This window comes from Lysinibacillus halotolerans, from assembly GCF_003711845.1.
GTDB lineage: Bacteria > Bacillota > Bacilli > Bacillales_A > Planococcaceae > Ureibacillus > Ureibacillus halotolerans.
On sequence record NZ_RHLQ01000027.1, the window covers coordinates 1 to 19,604 of the forward strand.

The 19,604-nt window shown below is 35.0% G+C and carries 21 protein-coding genes; 9 read left to right on the forward strand and 12 right to left on the reverse strand.

Annotated elements, in window-relative coordinates; genetic code table 11:
• Positions 1–141 precede the first annotated feature (141 nt).
• The 3 genes from argS to speB all read right to left on the reverse strand — a co-directional run bounded on the left by argS (position 142) and on the right by speB (position 3,286).
• The gene (gene argS / locus EC501_RS11365; RefSeq protein WP_122972418.1) at positions 142–1,809 is read right to left on the reverse strand and encodes an arginine--tRNA ligase; all 1,668 of its coding nucleotides are present in this window, start codon (positions 1,807–1,809) and stop codon (positions 142–144) included.
• Positions 1,806–2,246: a YwiB family protein gene (locus EC501_RS11370; RefSeq protein ID WP_122972419.1), complete on the reverse strand. Its 441-nt coding sequence runs from the start codon at positions 2,244–2,246 to the stop codon at positions 1,806–1,808. The genes argS and EC501_RS11370 overlap by 4 nt, the downstream gene beginning before the upstream one ends.
• Positions 2,247–2,413: 167 nt before the next feature.
• Positions 2,414–3,286 carry an agmatinase gene (speB, locus tag EC501_RS11375; protein WP_122972420.1) on the reverse strand — a complete coding sequence of 291 codons (873 nt, stop codon included), beginning with the start codon at positions 3,284–3,286 and terminating at the stop codon, positions 2,414–2,416.
• A gap of 330 nt (positions 3,287–3,616) precedes the next feature.
• On the opposite strand from speB, the gene EC501_RS11380 reads away from it, so the two are divergent.
• Positions 3,617–5,674, forward strand: coding sequence for a transglycosylase domain-containing protein (locus EC501_RS11380; RefSeq protein ID WP_122972421.1), 2,058 nt, complete (start codon positions 3,617–3,619; stop codon positions 5,672–5,674).
• A gap of 360 nt (positions 5,675–6,034) precedes the next feature.
• On the opposite strand, the gene EC501_RS11385 is transcribed toward EC501_RS11380, so the two are convergent.
• The gene (locus tag EC501_RS11385; RefSeq protein WP_122972422.1) at positions 6,035–6,550 is read right to left on the reverse strand and encodes a YwhD family protein; all 516 of its coding nucleotides are present in this window, start codon (positions 6,548–6,550) and stop codon (positions 6,035–6,037) included.
• A gap of 69 nt (positions 6,551–6,619) precedes the next feature.
• Between EC501_RS11385 and EC501_RS11390 the strand changes: the two genes are divergently transcribed.
• Positions 6,620–6,805, forward strand: coding sequence for a 2-hydroxymuconate tautomerase (locus EC501_RS11390; RefSeq protein ID WP_122972423.1), 186 nt, complete (start codon positions 6,620–6,622; stop codon positions 6,803–6,805).
• Between the two features lie 63 nt (positions 6,806–6,868).
• On the opposite strand, the gene EC501_RS11395 is transcribed toward EC501_RS11390, so the two are convergent.
• Together EC501_RS11395 and EC501_RS11400 are read right to left on the reverse strand one after the other, a co-directional pair.
• Positions 6,869–8,170, reverse strand: coding sequence for an HD domain-containing protein (locus tag EC501_RS11395; protein ID WP_122972424.1), 1,302 nt, complete (start codon positions 8,168–8,170; stop codon positions 6,869–6,871).
• Between the two features lie 138 nt (positions 8,171–8,308).
• A complete protein-coding gene (locus EC501_RS11400; RefSeq protein ID WP_122972425.1) occupies positions 8,309–8,530 on the reverse strand; it encodes a YuzB family protein in 222 nt (73 codons plus the stop codon).
• Between the two features lie 327 nt (positions 8,531–8,857).
• Between EC501_RS11400 and EC501_RS11405 the strand changes: the two genes are divergently transcribed.
• Positions 8,858–9,520 (forward strand): RsfA family transcriptional regulator, encoded by a 663-nt coding sequence (locus EC501_RS11405; protein ID WP_122972426.1) that lies wholly within the window; start codon positions 8,858–8,860, stop codon positions 9,518–9,520.
• 18 nt (positions 9,521–9,538) lie between these two features.
• Here the strand turns inward: EC501_RS11405 and lipL are convergent, their stop codons facing one another.
• Entirely contained in the window at positions 9,539–10,372 is an 834-nt protein-coding gene (lipL, locus tag EC501_RS11410; protein WP_122972427.1) for an octanoyl-[GcvH]:protein N-octanoyltransferase, read from the reverse strand.
• A 257-nt stretch (positions 10,373–10,629) separates the two neighbouring features.
• Between lipL and hemQ the strand changes: the two genes are divergently transcribed.
• The gene (hemQ, locus tag EC501_RS11415) at positions 10,630–11,385 is read left to right on the forward strand and encodes a hydrogen peroxide-dependent heme synthase (RefSeq protein WP_122972428.1); all 756 of its coding nucleotides are present in this window, start codon (positions 10,630–10,632) and stop codon (positions 11,383–11,385) included.
• A gap of 58 nt (positions 11,386–11,443) precedes the next feature.
• Here the strand turns inward: hemQ and EC501_RS11420 are convergent, their stop codons facing one another.
• Complete coding sequence (locus EC501_RS11420; protein WP_122972429.1) at positions 11,444–11,623, reverse strand: hypothetical protein; 180 nt, start codon at positions 11,621–11,623, stop codon at positions 11,444–11,446.
• 562 nt (positions 11,624–12,185) lie between these two features.
• Here EC501_RS11420 and EC501_RS18485 point away from each other — a divergent pair.
• Positions 12,186–12,644 (forward strand): spore coat protein GerQ, encoded by a 459-nt coding sequence (locus EC501_RS18485; RefSeq protein ID WP_241559325.1) that lies wholly within the window; start codon positions 12,186–12,188, stop codon positions 12,642–12,644.
• A 57-nt stretch (positions 12,645–12,701) separates the two neighbouring features.
• Here the strand turns inward: EC501_RS18485 and EC501_RS11430 are convergent, their stop codons facing one another.
• The 4 genes from EC501_RS11430 to EC501_RS11450 all read right to left on the reverse strand — a co-directional run bounded on the left by EC501_RS11430 (position 12,702) and on the right by EC501_RS11450 (position 15,780).
• Positions 12,702–13,880 carry a M20 family metallopeptidase gene (locus EC501_RS11430; RefSeq protein ID WP_122972430.1) on the reverse strand — a complete coding sequence of 393 codons (1,179 nt, stop codon included), beginning with the start codon at positions 13,878–13,880 and terminating at the stop codon, positions 12,702–12,704.
• Positions 13,881–14,058: 178 nt separating this feature from the next.
• On the reverse strand, positions 14,059–14,442 hold the full coding sequence (locus tag EC501_RS11435) for a DUF423 domain-containing protein (RefSeq protein ID WP_122972431.1): 384 nt from the start codon (positions 14,440–14,442) through the stop codon (positions 14,059–14,061).
• A gap of 53 nt (positions 14,443–14,495) precedes the next feature.
• Positions 14,496–14,792: a DUF5327 family protein gene (locus tag EC501_RS11440; RefSeq protein ID WP_122972432.1), complete on the reverse strand. Its 297-nt coding sequence runs from the start codon at positions 14,790–14,792 to the stop codon at positions 14,496–14,498.
• 307 nt (positions 14,793–15,099) lie between these two features.
• Positions 15,100–15,780 (reverse strand): uracil-DNA glycosylase, encoded by a 681-nt coding sequence (locus tag EC501_RS11450; RefSeq protein ID WP_421930390.1) that lies wholly within the window; start codon positions 15,778–15,780, stop codon positions 15,100–15,102.
• Positions 15,781–16,003: 223 nt separating this feature from the next.
• On the opposite strand from EC501_RS11450, the gene thiD reads away from it, so the two are divergent.
• The 4 genes from thiD to EC501_RS11470 all read left to right on the forward strand — a co-directional run bounded on the left by thiD (position 16,004) and on the right by EC501_RS11470 (position 19,601).
• Positions 16,004–16,837 carry a bifunctional hydroxymethylpyrimidine kinase/phosphomethylpyrimidine kinase gene (thiD, locus tag EC501_RS11455; protein WP_122972434.1) on the forward strand — a complete coding sequence of 278 codons (834 nt, stop codon included), beginning with the start codon at positions 16,004–16,006 and terminating at the stop codon, positions 16,835–16,837.
• Between the two features lie 126 nt (positions 16,838–16,963).
• Positions 16,964–17,314 carry a YojF family protein gene (locus EC501_RS11460; protein ID WP_122972435.1) on the forward strand — a complete coding sequence of 117 codons (351 nt, stop codon included), beginning with the start codon at positions 16,964–16,966 and terminating at the stop codon, positions 17,312–17,314.
• 14 nt (positions 17,315–17,328) lie between these two features.
• Entirely contained in the window at positions 17,329–17,994 is a 666-nt protein-coding gene (gene bshB2, locus EC501_RS11465) for a bacillithiol biosynthesis deacetylase BshB2 (RefSeq protein ID WP_122972436.1), read from the forward strand.
• Positions 17,995–18,248: 254 nt separating this feature from the next.
• Complete coding sequence (locus tag EC501_RS11470; RefSeq protein ID WP_122972437.1) at positions 18,249–19,601, forward strand: YjiH family protein; 1,353 nt, start codon at positions 18,249–18,251, stop codon at positions 19,599–19,601.
• Positions 19,602–19,604 lie beyond the last annotated feature (3 nt).

Here is a 19,604-nt window from a genome sequence, read left to right on the forward strand (position 1 = left end):
CACTTTCTTGTCCATTTACATAACGTAATAATATTCGTATTTTTTCATCTTTTGTAATTTTAGTCATAAAAAACACCCCGTAAAAGTTAGATTGGTGTCTAACTTTTACGGGGCATATCATTTTGAGACTGGTTAATGATTTTACATTTTTTCAGGAGCGGCTACACCAATTAATTTTAATGCATTAGCCAATGTTACACGAACAGTGTTAATTAAAGAAAGACGTGCTTCTGTTAATTCTTTATTATCTGGATTTAGAACTTTTTCCGCATTATAGAAGCTGTGGAATGAAGCCGCTAAATCTTGTATAAAGTTTGCAATACGGTGAGGAGTACGATGTTTCGCAGCCTCTGCTACGATTTGTGGGAATGACCCAACTTTTTTCAATACCTCTTCTTCTTTTTCAGCAGTTAATAAGTTTAAGTAATCCAATGATGCAGCAAATCCTTGTTCTTGTGCAGAACGAAGAATCGAACAAATTCGAGCATGGGCATATTGAGCATAGTAAACTGGATTTTCATTTGATTGGGAAACAGCTAAATCTAAGTCAAAGTCCATATGGGAATCGCAGGCAGTTTTTACAAAGTAGTAACGTACTGCATCGATTCCTACTTCTTCAACTAATTCACGCATCGTTACTGCGTTACCTGTACGTTTACTCATTTTATATTTTTCGCCATTTTTATAAAGTTGAACCATTTGAATAACTTCAACTTCTAATTTCTCACGGTCATATCCAAGGGCTTGAATAGCTGCTTTCATACGTGGGATATAACCATGATGATCAGCACCCCAAATGTTTATTAATTTTTCGAAACCACGTTGAATTTTATCTTCATGATAAGCAATATCCGGCGTTAAATAAGTATAAGAACCATCTGATTTAATTAAAACACGGTCTTTATCATCTCCGAATGTTGTAGAACGGAACCAAGTAGCCCCTTCTTCTTCAAATACATGGCCGTTTTCTTTTAATTTATTTAATGCCACATCGATTTTGCCATTTTTGTATAAAGAAGTTTCAGAATACCAAACGTCAAAGTTTACACGGAAGTTTGCTAAATCATTTTTTAATTTATCTAATTCTAGTTTTAAGCCGTGCTCACGGAAAAATTCAAAACGTTCTTCATCGGATTTATCTAAAATAGTACGACCGAATTCATTTACTAATTTACCTGCAATATCAATAATATCTTGGCCATGGTAACCATCTTCTGGCATTTGAGCATCCATGCCTAACGCTTGTTTATAGCGAGCTTCTAAAGAATAGGCCAAGTTGTTAATTTGATTCCCTGCATCATTAATATAGTACTCACGGGAAACATCGTAGCCTGCAAAATCTAACACATTACATAATGAGTCACCAAATGCTGCTCCGCGGGCATGACCTAAATGAAGATCTCCTGTTGGGTTAGCAGATACAAACTCTACTTGAATTTTTTGTCCGTTTCCAGTGGTAGTGCGACCGTAATTTTCCCCTTGCTCTTTTACGGCTTTTACTACATCTGCAAGAAAATCTTTACGAACTGTAATGTTGATAAACCCTGGTCCAGCAATTTCCACCTTTTCAATGTCTGTACCTTCTGTTACAAGGTTTTCTAAAATCGCTTCAGCAATAGCGCGAGGTGGTTTTTTTGCTAATTTTGTTAATTGCATCGCTAAGTTAGTGGCAAAATCACCATTTGCCTTATCTTTAGGCGTCTCAAGATGAATAGCATATTGTGCCCCTTCTTCAACTAAGCCTGATTTTTCCACAGCTACTTTTAAAACTTCTTTAATTGACTGTTGCAATTGTTCTACTGCATTCATTTTTGTCCCTCCGAATATTGAATTTCCAACGTATATTTTCCAACGGATTGCCCGCTAATGATGAGATCATATTGAACATTAAATGTTCCACTAATTAAACTTTCTTCATGATATTCATGGGCCAATTGATGGGTTCTAGTAATGATAGGTAATGTCCCAAATTGGGTATCATAATGGCCTCTTTCATCTTGACTAGCATTAAAGGGTAGTCTCATTTTTACTCCACCACTACGTAAAATAAGAGCTTGCTTATCGCCAAGTTTAACCGTTGTACGAATCTTTTTTTCTTCCAATTCTTCCACATAACGTAAATAGGTCTTACCTGATTTTTTTATAAAAGTTCCACTTAACCACATTTCATATTTTTCAGACTCTCCATCTGTCGGTATAATAGTGGAATTTAGTTTAATTTTAACATCTGTTTCTACTACACTCATTTCTGAGGTCAGCTCCTCGGGCTTTCATTTACTTATATAGATAACCTTTTTATTATAGGATGAATTAATGATTTTTATCAAGATGAAACTCGTGAATATGGAAAAAAGCATGGAAAACGTAATCGTCCCCCATGCCCTCTTCATAATTAGCATTTCCTAATTATTCCTTACTTTATCCAACCTAAAATCATTTCCCGCAATAGCTTCGAAGCAGTGTTAGCAGTCATTTCTGATGAATCGTAAATTGGTGCCACTTCAACTAAATCACAACCAACTACATTAACTTCACTACCAGCAATTGCATGAATGGAAGCTAACAATTCTTTTGATGTTATACCACCACAATCCACCGTTCCAGTACCTGGTGCGTGGGCCGGATCTAAAACATCAATATCAATCGTTACATATACGTTGCGTCCAGCTAAAGTAGGTAACACTTCTTTTAATGGCTCTAACACTTCAAATTTAGAAATGTGCATACCATTTTCTTTTGCCCACTCAAACTCTTCTTTTAAACCTGAGCGAATTCCAAAGGAATAAACATTTTTCGGACCAATTTGTTCTGCGATTTTTCGAATAGGTGTCGCATGGGAATAAGGCTCCCCTTCATAATCAGTACGAAGATCCGTATGGGCATCAAAATGAATAATTGCTAAATCGTTATATTTTTCATAAACAGCTTCCATAACCGGTAGAGATACTAAATGTTCCCCTCCCATACCGATTGGAACTTTTCCATCAGCTAACACTTTTCTTACGAAATCTTTAATTTCTTTTAAAGATTTTTCAGCATTTCCGAATGGTAAAGGAATGTCCCCAGCATCGAAGAATTTTACTTCATCTAACTCTCGATCTAAATATAAACTATACTCCTCTAATCCAATAGATACTTCTCGAATACGAGCCGGACCAAAACGCGAACCTGGACGATAACTTACAGTCCAGTCCATTGGCATTCCATAAAGGACTGCTTTCGACTCTTCATAATTTGGATGACTTTTAATAAATACATTTCCTGAATATGTTTCATCAAATCTCATTTATAATCACCTTCATATAGTTATTTTCAATGACAAAATTGAATTTATCATATTTTGTTTACTAATGTTAACTCTAGCTTCCTATTAAATCATTTTTACTATAAATTACCTTCATTAAACGAAGTTTTGATTTTTAAAAACTACCAGAAAATTCCGATTAACGTACTGTTCGAAACTTTATTCGACTTTTTTCGTATAATTTTTACATACAGAAAAAAAGTATAGATGTTTTTCGATAACTTGCAACAGTTTTTTTATGTATAAATTCGATTAAAGGTAAATAATCACGTCCATACTAACTTTAGCTAAAAGATTTGAGGTGAAATACGGATGAAAAGACAAAGCTATAGACGAAAGTTAAAACGTCAAAAATGGGTGAAGTATTCTGCTTTTTCTATTGTAGCGCTCATATGTGCGGTAGGTATATCTCTGCTTACATTACGAATTTATGCTCAAATCGCTGGTGCTCCCCCACTAACCGTTCCTAAAACATCCGTGTTTTTAGATAGTAATGGTAACAAAATTGGAGACTATTTAACTGCTGAAAGACGCTATTGGGTTGAATTAGATGAAATTTCACCCTATTTAATCGATGCGACCATAGCAGTTGAAGATAAAGATTTTTATGAACATAACGGGTTTGATTATTCTCGAATTGCTAGTGCGTTACTAAAAGATTTAAAGACCCAAAGTATGGCAGAAGGTGCTAGTACCCTTACAATGCAATTGGCCCGTAATTTATATTTAACCCTCGATAAGACATGGACAAGAAAACTACAAGAAGCTCTTTATGCATATAGATTAGAAATTTTCTATGACAAAGATGAAATTTTAGAGGGCTATTTAAATACCGTAAACTATGGCCACGGTATGTATGGCATAGAAGCAGCCAGCAAATATTATTTTGGAAAATCTGCAAGTGAATTAACTTTAGCTGAAGCTTCTTTATTAGCAGGTATTCCTAAAGGACCAAGCATTTACTCCCCAATTAATGATTATGAAAAAGCGATGGATCGCCAACAAATCATTTTAAAATTAATGGAAGATCAACAATACATTACAGCGGATGAAAGAAAACGGGCAAATTCAGAGGAAATTGTCTTAAAAAATGATCAATGGACTGCTTCTAATTCTGTCGCTCCTTACTTTTTGGATACGGTTTGGCAAGAAGCTAGTGAAATATTAGAAAAAGAAAATCTCAACATCGTTGAAGGCGGTTGGACTATTAAAACAACGTTGAATCAAGCCCACCAAAAGGCTGCTGAAGAAGCAATCGCCGACAACATGCCTGACAGTGATTTACAAGTTGGTTTTGTCAGCATGGATGTTGAGACAGGACACGTTACTGCTTTAGTAGGTGGAAGAAATTATGAAGAAAGTTCCTTTAATCGAGTTACTCAAGCAGTACGTCAGCCTGGTTCTTCCATTAAACCAATTTTATATGCAGCTGCATTAGAAAATGGATTTACTCCTTTAACCTTTTTAGATGTAGGAGAGACGGTTTTCACTTATGATAATGGTCGGGCAACTTATAAACCGCAAAATGTTAATGGTGAATTTGCAGATGGTGAAATGACGTTAGCCCAAGCTATTGCTATTTCTGATAATATTTACGCTGTTAAAACATTAGAGAAAATTGGCTATGAAAAGTACGAGGATATGTTAAAACGTTTCAATTTAAACTATTCCAATGCTAACAATCCATCCATTGCCCTTGGAACGATTGAAACATCTCTATATGATTTAACAAATGCCTATAACACGATTGCAAATCAAGGTAAACAAACGAAGCCTACAACGATCTTAGAAATTAAAAATTCAAAAGGTGAAACGGTTTATAAATATAAAAAACCAAAAGCGGAACAAGTCATTTCCGAAGAGGATGCTTATTTATTAACCGATATGATGACAGGGATTTTTGATCCTGTTTATAGTGACTACTCTCCAGCTACCGGTGTTTCTTTACGGCCGCGTATGACACATACTTACGCAGCAAAATCAGGTACAACTGTCAGCGATCAATGGTTAGTCGGTTATACACCAAGTTATACTGCAGGTGTATGGAATGGGTACGATCAAGGAAAAACCCTTTCTGTCCAACAAGATATGGCTGCTTCGAAGCAAGTTTGGATAGACTTTATGGAAACAATCAATAAAGATAAACAAAATGAAAATTTCGAAGCGCCAGAAGGTGTAGAAGGAGTTCTCATTGATATTGAGACTGGGAAATTAGCAACGGATGCTTGTCCAAAACAAAGAATGGTCTACTTAAAGAAAGAAGATGTGCCAACGGAAAAATGTTCATCGTCGGATTTCTTTGATGATGATTCTTGGAATAACTTTTTAGATCTATTCCCATTCGAAGCATTTAAAGATTTCTTTAACTAAAATATTATATTCAACAAAAAAGCTCTCTCTTATTCGGAATGATTTCCGACACTAAGAGAGAGCTTTTTTTTTGGCAAATCGAAAGCTTGAGATTCATGGGGCATTCGGCTTGGGATTGTACAAATGCCGCATAAGTCTCAAGCAAATCGGGTTGCCAAGTGTCCTAGCTTACTATTGCAAGCTTAGTTTCAGTGTACTTTTTTTCAAACTTACTTTCAATAACGGATTAAAACAGAAAACTATTTTTCACAAATTGTTCAAATTCTTTTATGGCGTATTTCAAAAAAGTATTGACATTTTAAATGATTCGTTTTAATTCTGAAATATTTTCTCAAAAAAATATACTATATAAAATTATTCTTAAACCGTTAAATCCTTTCGAAGTTGTTCTTCACTATTTTCCCACATTTCAATGTTATGGGACTTTAAAAATTCAGCAAGAACTTTTTTCGATTCATCATCCATATGATCCACAATAATTTTACGTTTCATCGATTTATCCATTTTATTTACGTGATCAGCTAATATTTTATAACCTCGTCTTTTTTCACGGTTTACAACCATTTCACAGGCAGTTACTCCTGCAAAATAAGGGCCAACTTCTCTAAAATCAATCGTTACCCAAACTAACCAATAAGGTTTACCGCCAGCAGAGTCCTCACGATTCGTTGTGAATTTAATACCACGCTCTACATCGCTCTTCGCATGCATCGCACCAATATCAATAAATGCTTGTTTTTCTTCTATATCAATAATCACTGGCGATACATTTTCTAAAGACAACGATCCGATACCAAACCCTTTATGACCGTCTGTTGGATCATTTTTAATAATTGTAAAGCCTAATTTTTGCTTTGGTGTTTCTCCATTTGCCATTGTAAATCCCTCCGTATAAGCCTATTATAATGAATATACACTACTTTTATCCACTTGGGAGGATGTAATATGCCAATTGTAACTGTAAAATTATTAGAAGGTCGTACTGACGAACAAAAAAAAGCTTTAGTAGAAAAAGTAACGGAAGCTATTGTTGAAACAGTAAACGCGAAACCAGAAGCTGTCACAATCGTGCTTGAAGAAATGTCTAAAAACCACTACGCTACTGGTGGCGTAAGAGCTATTGATAAATAAAATAAACGAACAAAAAGCATCTTAAAGTCATTAGGAACCTCAACTTTAAGATGCTTTTCATTTTTAACTAAATAACACTTTCTGCAACTCTTTTTTAAGCTCCGAATCAACCGATGGGTTCTGTAAAATTTCTTTTGGATAGTACACTTTATGATCCGTTTTAATACGACCAGCAATTGAATCCACGATTAAAGACTCTTGAGATAACTCACGAATCTCACCATTAGGCATCAATAAGAAAATTGGAAGTCTTGTAGTTTCTTTACCTGGACGATAGAAATCATAAGGTAAATCTGATGTACAGTCATGGTAAAAATAATACTCTGTATTAACTCCTGCCGCCTCTAGTAGCTCTTTCAAACGACGAAAACGTTCAGGTTCTTCCTCTGGATTTAAATTAACATATCCCAACAGTTTACGATTCATAAAACGAGTGCACAAATCGCTTAAAATCGAATCTTGTTCCTTTGTCCAATATTGGAAGTAGGTTAATAAAATATATTCATCTAATGCTAAATAATCGTCTAAGTTTATATTATTCTCGAAAAATGCTTTAAAATGAACTGGCTCTACTATAAAAGGATAGTTTTCCTCATTTAATTGCTTCACTCTTTTTAATATATTATTCAATAAAACTTCTGCACTTCTTGAAACTGGATGGAAATAGACTTGTAGATACATTTGATAACGAGACATAATATAATCTTCCACTGCATGCATCCCACTCGATTTAATTAAAACTTGTCCATTCCGTGGTCTCATCACCCTTAAAATACGTTCCATATCAAAATGACCATAACTTACACCTGTATAATAAGCATCCCGCTGTAAATAATCCATCCGGTCCGCATCGATTTGACTAGAAATTAGACTCACTACAAGTTCATTTGGATACTTTTTCTCGATTACTTGGGCGACCATTTCAGGGAATTGTTCTGAAACTCTTTTTAGTACGCCATTTACCTCTGTTTCTCCAAGTAAAATTTGTCTTGTGAAATATTCATGATCTGTCTGGAATACATTTTCAAAAGCATGAGAAAACGGCCCATGTCCTAAATCATGCAATAATGCCGCACAAAGAATGAGTAATCGTTCCCCTTCATCCCATTCAGGTCGTCCACGGAATATATCATCCGTAATACGCCGTACAATTTCGTAAACTCCAAGGGAATGATTAAAACGACTATGCTCAGCTCCATGGAACACTAAATAGGTCGTTCCTAATTGTCGTATTCTACGCAACCTTTGAAATTCCTTTGTACCGATTAAATCCCAAATAACCTGATCACGTACATGAACGTAACGGTGCACAGGATCTTTGAATACTTTTTCTTCTAGCAATTTAGCATTTGCATAATTTTCCATAGACCGCACCTCACTCCCAGTTTTGTTAATACTATTATATGTGAGTTTTGAAGGAAATACATCAAACTCCTGTTAAAATGACTCGTAAATAGTAAAAAAGCTATCTTCTATTCGTTAGAAGATAGCACCCTATTATGCTCATTTAAGTTTTGCTTTCACTTTTTCCATCAATTCTTCTTCAGTAAGTGCTGCAACCGGTCTACCATTTACAAAAGTAAAGGTTTTTTTTCGACCAGGACCACAATATGAATGACAGCCAATTTCAATCGTTGCATCTGGATCAATATCTTTTAATTTAGGAATTAACGTTTTTAAATTAACGGCCTGACATTCATCGCAAACACGAAATTCGTTTGCCATCTTGTCTACAACCCTTTCTTTTTGTATGTTTTATATACTTACACTATTCGTTTTTCGAAAAAAATAATCTAACAGATATTTTAGCCTAACAAATCATACCTGTTCAAGTCAAAACTTTACATATCAGTCAAAGGTCTTAAAATACCATTGGCTATCAAAATCTTTTTTCCCCATTCTAGCCAAACTCTACCTTCAAAATCCTATTGTTCGATAGGCCAATACATATTATTTCCTATAAATATAAAAATAATTGAATAAAATTGGAACATCTTGGACACGATAAGTTTTGAACTAACAAAACTATGAACTTTACAGGAGGTTAAAAAAATGGTGAAAGTTAGACAGGATGCTTGGCTAAAAGAAAATGATGAACTATTAGCTGAAGCAGTATTACGACATGTAAAAGAAGGTAGTACACAATTAAACGCCTTCGAGGAAGCAGGTGATGCATTAAATCGAACAGCAGCTGCATGTGGTTTCCGTTGGAATGCTGTCGTTCGTCGTCTATATGAAAAAGAACTTGCTGAAGCAAAAAAAGAAAGAAAAGAGAGAATGCGAGTATTAGGAATGAATGGTAGACGCCGTTCACAAGGTGTTTATTTACTACCAAATTCTCAAAATAGCGAAGAAGTAAAATCAATTCCGTTATCCGCATTAAATCTCGATATTGTCATTGCCTATTTATTGCGTTTACAGCATCAAACTGGGAATGACAATGAAGCTACTAAATGGCGTCATATTGCCAATACAGCAACCGAAAAAATTAAAGAATTAGAAAATCAATTAAAACGACTAGAACAAGAGAATAAAGAAATTCGTGAAGATTACGAGCAATTCGTTCAAATCATGAATCGCGCTCGTAGATTAGTAACACTAGAAGAAGATGAACCACGTGTTGCTCCAGTATTTAAAATGGAGAAAAACGGAAATTTAGTTGCAAACTATTCAAATAGTAGTAGTGAAAAAGAAAATGTGGACGTGCCAAATTAACGGCGCATCCACGTTTTTTTATTTTTTATTTAACATTTTTTCATTCCGTTCAAAAACTCGTTTCAAATAAAAGGAATATAGTTCCATTTCTTCTTCATTTAAAGAGGATAAGTGAGTTTCATTGCTTAGTTGCTGCAACACATTTTGAATACGGAAAACCGTATCTTGAACTGTGATTCTTTTATTTAATAATTCACTTAAACTAGCCATTACTTCTGGTTGTATCGTTGGATAAGCAAATTTTGTTTTTTCCCTTTTTAAACTGATATCATAAAAATCTTTAATCAATTTTGCCCGATTACTGCCACTACCTTCGATACATAAATAAATTTGCACAGCAACTCCTTGTCTTAATCGACGTTGGGAAATACCTGCAAATTTCTTTCCATCTATACTTAAATCATAGGATCCTGGACAGTAAGAACCGATAATTTCATAAGCTTCTATTTTTTCAGCGGCTTCAGGAAATAGTAATTTGATGAAGTCTACCATCATGTCATATCCAGAATTAATATGGATTGTTCCAGCCTGTTCTGACATAATAATAGAAATGTTTAATACTCCACTATCTAATAAAACTGCAAGACCACCAGAGTTGCGGACAATTGCTCGATATCCATTATTATTTAATAATTGAATACCTTCTTGAATGAATGGTAATCGATGATCTTGAATACCAAGAACAACTGTCTGATCATGAACCCATGTACGAACTGTTGGACTTGATTGTAATTGTCCTACAAGTTGACAAAGGGTATCATCCATCGCAAAGGATTCGAGGGGTGTTCGATTTTTCATTATAAGAGACTGGTCTATAAACCGCCATGTTTGTTGTTGTAATAACGGATGCATATTCAATTACTCCTTAAGAAAAACAATTTACTGTAAATTAAGCATACATGAAAACATCTCTTAATCAATGTTTTCTTCTTGTTTTTATTTCATTAATAAGAAAGATGAATGATTTAAACGTCTTTTGAACGTGTCTGATTGTTTATACTAATGACGAATTGGTGACATCCAACAAAATCCCTTTCTTCTAACAAGGAATTATTTTAAATTTATGCTAAGATAATTGTGAATGATTATCAATTAAGGAGTGTTTACTAATGAACGAAGCAGCAATTACATTAGATGGCTGGTATTGCCTACATGATTTTCGTGCGATTGATTGGGCATCTTGGAAATTAGTTTCTGCAGAAGAACGTACAAAAGCAGTAGATGAATTTGTACAATATTTAGAAAAACTAAACGAAGCCCATGTAGCAAAAACTGGCTCCCATGCATTTTATTCAATTATCGGGCAAAAAGCAGATTTTATGTTAATGATTCTTCGCGAAACACCTGAAGAACTTCAAGAATTGGAAGCAGAATTTAATAAATTAGCAATCGCTGATTTTACGATTCCAACTTATTCTTATGTTTCTGTAGTGGAACTTTCTAACTATTTAGCTAAGGATTCTGACGAAGATCCTTATCAAAATCCACATGTTCGTGCCCGTTTATACCCTGAGCTTCCACGTACTAAGTATGTTTGCTTCTACCCAATGGACAAACGTCGTGAGGGTAATGATAACTGGTATATGCTAAACATGGAAGAACGTCGTGAATTAATGCGTTCCCACGGTTTAATTGGCCGTAGCTATGCAGGAAAAGTTAAACAATACATTACTGGTTCAGTTGGTTTAGATGACCACGAATGGGGTGTCACTTTATTCTCTGATGACATGCTTCAATTTAAAAAGATCGTTTACGAAATGCGTTTCGATGAAGTATCAGCACGTTATGGAGAATTTGGTGAATTCTTAGTCGGCAACTTGTTAGATAACGATAAATTAGTTCAATTTTTAACAGTTAACAAGTAATTAGTAAGCGTATACTTTTCAATCATAAAAAACGAGACGTGGTCGAATTCCTTCGACATTACGTCTCGTTTTTTTCATCTTCCTTTGTCTTCAAAATAAGAATAATTGTATTAATTAAAAATCCGATAAATAAAATTAATACAAACAAATACCAATGCAATGGTTGTTCGTAAAAAAATGCGACTAGAAATGAAATAATCGCACTGATGACAATTCCAACCCAAATACCAATCTGCATAGGTTGAGCTCCTTTATCTTCACATAATTTCACTACGTCATCATTTATTATTCCCGGATTTATTCAAATTCAATCTTTTATCGAAACTCTTCCTTTGTACTATTTTATTAATCATTTAATCGTTTCATTCAATTTTTACGAACCAATTAGTACTCCAATCATAAATTAATGTCATAGGCATTTTTTTATCATTTATTTATTCTTAAATGGTAGTAAAAGCATACATTAATATAGGGAGCTTTGGAAAAACGGCGTAAAACTATCTACTGAAGCCCAATTCCCCTGCTTAGCCTATGAAACTCCTGTGGCAAAAAGGAGACAGAAATTTAGAAATGCTATTGTCGGAAGTATCGTGTGAATAGGGTCAGTGTAGACGGTCTGGTTTTTTGGAGAGAAACATATTGTAGGGATAGTTGCCCCTAGAGTTGAAAAGATTCATAACAAAATTTTGCCTGCCTAGTAGACACTATTATGGACTTTTTATCGTTCTCTTTCCTTCCTGCCCAGGCGAATATCTAAGTTAATGAGTACTTAAATATTTTAAATGAAAGGATGTTTTTGGTTGGTTTATTATTGGAGTCCAAGTGGTCAAAGACAACAACAAGGTTTCCCTCAATCTCAATTCGGACAGCAACAATTTTATCCACAAACAGGTCAACAATATTTCCCTCAAACTCAAACACCTCCACCTGTTTCCGTTCCAAGTGGAACAACTTTGCCACAAACAGGTACAACAGGAGCTGGAATGAGAGGCGAAGAATCTTATATTGAAAACATTTTAAGATTAAACAGAGGAAAGCCTGCTACTTTCCATTTTACTGTTCCTACAGCTACAGGCGGTGGTAATGGAAATACTGTATCAGTTCGAGGTGTAGTTGAGGCAGCTGGGCGCGACCATGCGATTATTCGTGAATTGCAAACAAACCATCGTTATTTATTCCCAATGATTTATTTCGACTATGCAGAATTTGATGAAGAAGTTGCTTATTTCAACCAAACACCAGGTGTAACAGATCGATAAAACAAAAAAACATCCACCTCAGGGCCATTATTGGTTCGAAGTGGATGTTTTTTTCGTTTATTTACTAGTGTTTAAATAGTTTAATGTAGCCATCCCTAATGTTTTAGCTGCTACTAACATCGCCCTTTCATCAAAATTAAAGCGCGCATGATGATGAGGATAAGCAACTTCCCAATTCGGATTCTTTGCTCCTGTAATGAAAAACGTACCAGGAACCCTTTCTAAATAATAAGAAAAATCTTCACCAATCATAAAAGGAGGACATTCGATCACATTTTTTACTTCAGGAACGTTGCAAGCAATATCAGCAATAAATTGAGTTGCCTTTTTATGATTGACAACTGGCGGATACCCTCTCTTAAACGAATATTCATAAGTAGCATGGGATCCTTCACATACCGACTTAAGAAGAAGTTCAATCTCTTTTTCTATTAATCCTTGAACCTCTTTATCAAAAGTACGAACAGTACCCTTCAGTTCAACTTTATCCGCAATGACATTGAAAGGATTGATGGCTTCAAAATGACCTACAGAAATAACTGCAGATTTTAAAGGATCTAACCTACGGGATACAATGTTTTGCAGCTGTGTGACAAACTGGGACGCGATTACAATCGCATCAACTGAATGATGAGGTTCAGCTCCGTGACCACCTTTACCTTGAATCGTTATTTCAAATCGATCAGCAGCTGCCATAATCGCACCATTACGCACTAATATATCCCCTAATGGTGTCGGTGCCCATAAATGGGTACCAAAAATGATATCGACTCCTTCTAAGCATCCATCATCAATCATTGGCTTTGCCCCACCAGGCGCTACTTCTTCTGCAAATTGATGAATCAATACGACGTTACCTTGAAGTTGATCTCTCATTTCAGTTAACACTTTTGCAAGTACTAAAAGTGTAGCAGTATGTCCATCGTGACCACAAGCATGCATAACGCCATCTACCTTCGATTTATAAGGAAGATCATTTTCTTCTTGAATGGCAAGGGCATCAAAATCGGCCCGTAAAGCTACGGTTTTTCCAGGTCTTGAGCCACGGATTGTAGCTACTACACCCCTTCCACCAACCCTTTCTCGAACCTCTAAACCTAATTTTCTATGATAGTTTGCTATAAAAGCAGGTGTATGTACTTCATGAAATGATAATTCCGGATTTTCGTGTAAATAACGTCGAATCGATATCATCTCTTCATAATATTGATGTAATGACGAAAATAATTGCTTCATCATTTAAGCCCCTTTCACACATTATTTTAATATACATATGTTTTTTAAAGGTATGTTCATTCCCTTTTACATTAACATCATTTTAAAGGATAAAAGCATAAATTGTTAGTTTATTCTAAAAATTTGAAGATAAAAAGAAGGAGTAGCCCTAAAAAACTCGGACTACTCCTTCCAACAATTATACGTTTTTATATTTTGATACCGAAACGATGAGAAGAATCCAACCAGCTAAAAATAATACGCCACCTATTGGAGTTATCGCTCCTAAAATGCGAATTCCTGAAAGGGCTAGCACATATAAACTTCCAGCAAAGAAAATAATTCCTGCATTCATAAAAATAGCTGCCATTTTAAGCTGTTTAACCGACCCTAATAACTTGGAACTCATCAATATACCAATTACTAAAATGGCCGCTGCATGAAACATTTGATATTGAACCGCCGTATCCCAAATACCTGTACTATAGTCATCTAATATTCCTTCTAATGCATGGGCACCGAAAGCACCTAATGCTACTGCTAAAAAACCATGAATAGCCCCTGATATAATAGAACCTTTCATTTATAAACCTCTTCTCTTTAATACAGTCTTTTTTATGTAACCAATTTTAAAAACTAAAAATCAAAAATCGAATCTCCATTTGCATCTTTTTCTTGTAACTTATGTTCATTAATTGAAGAACGATGAATAACGTTTGATGAAGTGTCACTAATTTGCTGATGAACTTGATAAAAACTAGTTGCTAACGTTTGATTGGGTAATGCTTGCTGATTATTACTTCTTGTTAAAGCAACGTTGCATAATGCACGAATAGCACTTAATTGTTCTCTTATTTGTTGTTCATCTTGGACACCTTTTGCATCTGCTACAAGTTGCTCGATTTCATCTAACAATTGATGATAAGAAATCATACGACTACCGTTCCTCCATTTTTAGTTTAGGGGTAAATTGCATACAATCTAAACCAGAAGATTGCTTCACAACAAGTGAGGGTAATTGTTTGGATTTAAATTGATATGCTGTACATCCCCTAGGGTTATGCTGATCCCACGTTACGCGGAAGTATCGGCATTTAAAGCAATCCACTTTCATTTACAGCAACTCACTTTCTATTTCAATTTATCATGATTCGATTCGAGAGAAAAGTTTTCCGATTTCTTCTGTTCACCTTCTTAGCCTAGAAAGGCAAAACAAATTCTATAAAATGCGAATCCGATTTTATTCATCTAAACGCCAATCAATTGGTTGTTTCCCCCACTCCTTAAGCTTTTCGTTTATTTTTGAAAATGGTTTACTACCGAAAAATCCTCTATAGGCACTTAACGGGCTTGGATGAGGAGCTTGGATGAGGAAATGATGATTCCCCTTCTTATCAATAATCGTTTTCTTCTTTTGTGCCGGTTTTCCCCATAACACGAAAATAATCGGATCTGGTCGCTCTGCTAATTTTTCAATAACCTTATCCGTAAATTGTTCCCACCCTTGTCCTTTATGGGAATTGGCTTCACCTTGTCGAACCGTTAACACTGTATTTAATAAAAAAACACCTTGGTGTGCCCATTTTATTAAATATCCATCTTTTGGTATAGGGTAGCCTAGATCACTTTGCAACTCCTGGAATATGTTTCGTAAGCTTGGAGGATGGGGTACTCCTTTTTTTACCGAAAAACACATTCCATGGGCTTGACCAGGACCATGATATGGATCCTGCCCTAAAATAACAACTTTTATATCTTTATAGGCAACTGTTTGAAAAGCACTCATGACTTCTTCCTTTGGTGGATACACTGTGGATAGACGATATTGTTCATCTAAAAAATTTTTTAAACTTATGTAATAAGGTTTATTCATTTCATCTGCGAGTACTTCTTGCCAATCATTTTGTATCGACATATTCATTTAATCAACACCTCTCTTTTTAAACTACTTGAACTATTCAGCAGTTGCAATGATTGATTAATATGTTCACTAAATTTATACAGAATCCATATGAGGGATTTAGCCATGATGAAAAAAACTGACATTATACTTTTTATAATATCTGACTATTTTTATAAAGTCAGAGTTGCTTTATACTTTAGAACCATATATATAATGACATAATTAAAGGAGTATGAGATAGATGGCATTGAAAAAAACATTAACAATTGCTGGCTCTGACGCTTCAGGTGGAGCTGGATTAGAAGCGGATTTAAAAGCCTTTGAAGAACATAATACTTACGGAATGGCTGCTGTAACGGTAATCGCTACAATGGATCCTGATAACAATTGGAGCCACGGCGTTCACACATTACCAATCAATGTATTACAAGCCCAATTAAAAACTGCCTTTTCTACTGGCATCGATGCATTAAAAACAGGCATGTTATCTACAGAAGAAGTTATTCAAACTACTGGTGAAGCAATTTCTGCTTCTGGAGTTGAAAAAGTAGTCATTGACCCAGTTATGGTATGTAAAGGAGAAGATGAAGTATTAAATCCTGGTACAGTTGATGCAATGATTCAATACTTATTACCAAATGCTCTTGTAACAACACCGAATCTTTTCGAAGCTGGTCAACTAGCTGGAACGGGAACTCCAAAAACAATTGAAGAAATGAAAGTAGCTGCTCAAAAAATTAACGCCCTCGGTGCAAAAAACATCGTTATTAAAGGCGGACGAGCATTAAATAGTGACAAAGCAGTAGACTTATTCTACGATGGACAAACTTTCTATTTATTAGAAACTCCTAAAGTAGATACTACTTACAATCATGGTGCCGGCTGTACTTTCGCCGCTAGTGTTACTGCAAACCTAGCAAACGGTTTATCTGTAAAAGAATCAGTTATTGAAGCAAAAGAATTCGTAGCAGCTGGTATATTACATGGATGGAAGTTAAATGAATTTGTTGGTCCAGTATACCACGGTGCAAAACCTCGCCTTGGTGCACCAGAAGTAACAGTAACGGAAATATAATTTTTTATTAAGTTAGCAGTGTGAACATCTTCACACTGCCTTTTTTCATCTAGAAACCTTTTTCTTTTCATAAAGTAACATTTTTTACTATACTTATTAATAAATAGATGTGAAAGGAGAATTAAGATGAAGGAAGTACAAATTGACGAGCTCCAAGAATTGCTTAATTCTTTTGCGAACAAAGACGTCTATATTCATCTAGAAACAACAAATGGAGCTTATGCTACACATTTTGATGAAAAAGTGTTCAATGCAGGGGCTTTCATTCGCAATGCTAAAATCCGATATGAACTAGCAAAAATCATTGAAGATACCCCACACCGAGTAGGACTAAAAATGGAGCATGGTTGGGTCTATGCCCAAGGTATTACTCATTATGAAATGGATGAAAAAGGTCGTTTATTAATGGCTGGATTAGACTTTACAGGAAAACTTGCTGTTGCACTAGAAATTAGTGAAACACCATTTTCTTATTAAGGAGTGGATTTAATATGACTTTACAACCACAACGTCAAATTTTAGTTGTCTTTCCCCATCCAGATGATGAAGCCTTTTCTTCTGCAGGAACAATAAGACTTTACCGTAATATGGGTGTCCCAGTTACATATGCATGTTTAACTCTTGGTGAAATGGGCCGAAATCTTGGAAACCCTCCATTCGCCACACGGGAATCATTACCAGAAATTCGCCGTGAAGAATTAAAGGCTGCTTGTAAACATATGGGAATCGAAGATCTTCGAATGATGGGATTACGTGATAAAACAGTCGAATTTGAAGATGATGAAAAAATGGTTAATCTTGTAAAAGATTTAATTGATGAATTAAACCCTTCATTAATCATCACTTTCTTACCTGGCTATGCGGTTCACCCAGACCATGAAGCAACAGGTCGCGCAGTAGTGGAAGCCGTTAGACGTATGCCGAAAGAAGAGCGACCTACCCTTTACACAGTAGGCTTTGCTAATAATACAGTGGCAGAAAAAGGCGAACCAAATATTGAAATTGATATAACTAGTGTTAAAGAAGATAAAGTAAAAACTTTACAAGCCCATGCATCTCAAACAGCATGGATGATTGAAGATTATAAAAAGCGAATAGATGAAGGCGATAATTGGTTAGATAAAGAACGTTTTTATCTATTTAATTTTGAAGATTAATTATGATAATATAAAGGGGCAGGTAATTATTTCCTGCCCCTTTTTCCATTCATTATAAGTTATTTTTATTCAATACTATAAAGTCATTTACTTAAATAATTAGTCATTTTACAATCCTTTTATTTCCTGTATATTCATTTTTCATACATTTATAAATTTCGCAATATTTTTATTTTTATAAAACGTATTTACAACTGTATATAAAGACTTTATAGTGTATAAATATTCACCATACTATTTAAAGAGGTAAACAAATGACAAAAAAATTTCCTTCATATACATGGTTTCTTTTTATCTTTTTGTCCTTAGTGGGTATTTTCTTATTTATTACACCCGTTAATACAGCCGATGGATTAAAGGTACCTATCGCTCTATTAGCAAATGCCCTTTCTGCAAACGTTGTAAGCTTTATTCATTGGTTTGCTTGGATTGTCTTCATTATAGCTGCAATCGGCTCTGTCATTGCGCAATTCATTCCAGTAAAAGAACAACGTACTTTGTTCGATTCTTTATTCCGTGTTAACTGGTTCTGGACTATTATGCGCATATTAGCAGTGATTTTTGCAACAATGTATTTATTCCAAATAGGTCCTGAAATTTTTACTAGTGAAAATACGTCTGGTCTTTTACTGACTCCAGATGGCGGTCTAGTAACAATGATGTTCTCACTGTTCCTATTTGCCGGCTTATTACTTCCATTATTAACAGACTTTGGTTTACTTGAATTTTTTGGTTCCATGATGGTAAAAATCATGCGTCCTTTATTCAAAATCCCCGGTCGCTCAGCTATTGACTGTTTAGCTTCATGGGTTGGAGACGGAACAATCGGTGTACTTTTAACGAGTAAACAATATGAAGAAGGCAACTATACAGCGCGGGAAGCAGCTACTATTGCAACAACGTTCTCAGTTGTATCTATTACTTTCTGTTTTGTCGTATTAGAAACGGTTGATTTAAACCATTATTTCCTCCAATTTTATGGATCAGTTATTTTAGTGGGACTTATTTTAGCACTTATTATGCCACGTATTTTCCCATTAAGCCGTAAACCCGATACGAATATCGATGGCTCTATTCCTGATGATAAACGGGAAGATGTTCCAAAAGGGTTTAACGCTTTTTCATTAGGTTTACACAACGCGTTATCAAAGGCAGATAGCAATAAAAATCTAGGTAAAGTAATTGGAGCAGGTTTTAAAAACGTACTAGAAATGTGGTTTGCTATAACACCTGTTATTATGGCATTCGGTACAATTGCTTTAGTTCTTGCTGAATATACCAGTTTCTTTAAAATTTTAGGTATGCCTTTTGAGCCAATTCTAGCCGCATTACAAATTCCATTTGCCGATCAAGCAGCTCAAACAATGATCGTTGGTTTTGCAGATATGTTATTACCATCCGTTTTAGGCTCTGGTATTGAGTCAGATTTAACTCGATTCTTCATCGCTACAGTTTCTGTTACTCAATTAATTTACATGTCAGAAGTCGGAGGATTAATTTTAGGTACGAAACTTCCTTTGAAAATTTGGGATTTATTCCTTATCTTCTTAATCCGAACGATTATTTCTATTCCAATTATTGCAGTCATTGCACATATTTTGTTTTAAATT

What these genes read in the sequence shown, in the direction of transcription:
- argS (WP_122972418.1), bottom strand. Translation starts at nt 1,809, where the DNA reads ATGAATGCAGTAGAACAATTGCAACAGTCAATTAAAGAAGTTTTAAAA.
- EC501_RS11370 (WP_122972419.1), bottom strand. Translation starts at nt 2,246, where the DNA reads ATGAGTGTAGTAGAAACAGATGTTAAAATTAAACTAAATTCCACTATT.
- speB (WP_122972420.1), bottom strand. Translation starts at nt 3,286, where the DNA reads ATGAGATTTGATGAAACATATTCAGGAAATGTATTTATTAAAAGTCAT.
- EC501_RS11380 (WP_122972421.1), top strand. Translation starts at nt 3,617, where the DNA reads ATGAAAAGACAAAGCTATAGACGAAAGTTAAAACGTCAAAAATGGGTG.
- EC501_RS11385 (WP_122972422.1), bottom strand. Translation starts at nt 6,550, where the DNA reads ATGGCAAATGGAGAAACACCAAAGCAAAAATTAGGCTTTACAATTATT.
- EC501_RS11390 (WP_122972423.1), top strand. Translation starts at nt 6,620, where the DNA reads ATGCCAATTGTAACTGTAAAATTATTAGAAGGTCGTACTGACGAACAA.
- EC501_RS11395 (WP_122972424.1), bottom strand. Translation starts at nt 8,170, where the DNA reads ATGGAAAATTATGCAAATGCTAAATTGCTAGAAGAAAAAGTATTCAAA.
- EC501_RS11400 (WP_122972425.1), bottom strand. Translation starts at nt 8,530, where the DNA reads ATGGCAAACGAATTTCGTGTTTGCGATGAATGTCAGGCCGTTAATTTA.
- EC501_RS11405 (WP_122972426.1), top strand. Translation starts at nt 8,858, where the DNA reads ATGGTGAAAGTTAGACAGGATGCTTGGCTAAAAGAAAATGATGAACTA.
- lipL (WP_122972427.1), bottom strand. Translation starts at nt 10,372, where the DNA reads ATGCATCCGTTATTACAACAACAAACATGGCGGTTTATAGACCAGTCT.
- hemQ (WP_122972428.1), top strand. Translation starts at nt 10,630, where the DNA reads ATGAACGAAGCAGCAATTACATTAGATGGCTGGTATTGCCTACATGAT.
- EC501_RS11420 (WP_122972429.1), bottom strand. Translation starts at nt 11,623, where the DNA reads ATGCAGATTGGTATTTGGGTTGGAATTGTCATCAGTGCGATTATTTCA.
- EC501_RS11430 (WP_122972430.1), bottom strand. Translation starts at nt 13,880, where the DNA reads ATGAAGCAATTATTTTCGTCATTACATCAATATTATGAAGAGATGATA.
- EC501_RS11435 (WP_122972431.1), bottom strand. Translation starts at nt 14,442, where the DNA reads ATGAAAGGTTCTATTATATCAGGGGCTATTCATGGTTTTTTAGCAGTA.
- EC501_RS11440 (WP_122972432.1), bottom strand. Translation starts at nt 14,792, where the DNA reads ATGATTTCTTATCATCAATTGTTAGATGAAATCGAGCAACTTGTAGCA.
- EC501_RS11450 (WP_421930390.1), bottom strand. Translation starts at nt 15,780, where the DNA reads ATGAATATGTCGATACAAAATGATTGGCAAGAAGTACTCGCAGATGAA.
- thiD (WP_122972434.1), top strand. Translation starts at nt 16,004, where the DNA reads ATGGCATTGAAAAAAACATTAACAATTGCTGGCTCTGACGCTTCAGGT.
- EC501_RS11460 (WP_122972435.1), top strand. Translation starts at nt 16,964, where the DNA reads ATGAAGGAAGTACAAATTGACGAGCTCCAAGAATTGCTTAATTCTTTT.
- bshB2 (WP_122972436.1), top strand. Translation starts at nt 17,329, where the DNA reads ATGACTTTACAACCACAACGTCAAATTTTAGTTGTCTTTCCCCATCCA.
- EC501_RS11470 (WP_122972437.1), top strand. Translation starts at nt 18,249, where the DNA reads ATGACAAAAAAATTTCCTTCATATACATGGTTTCTTTTTATCTTTTTG.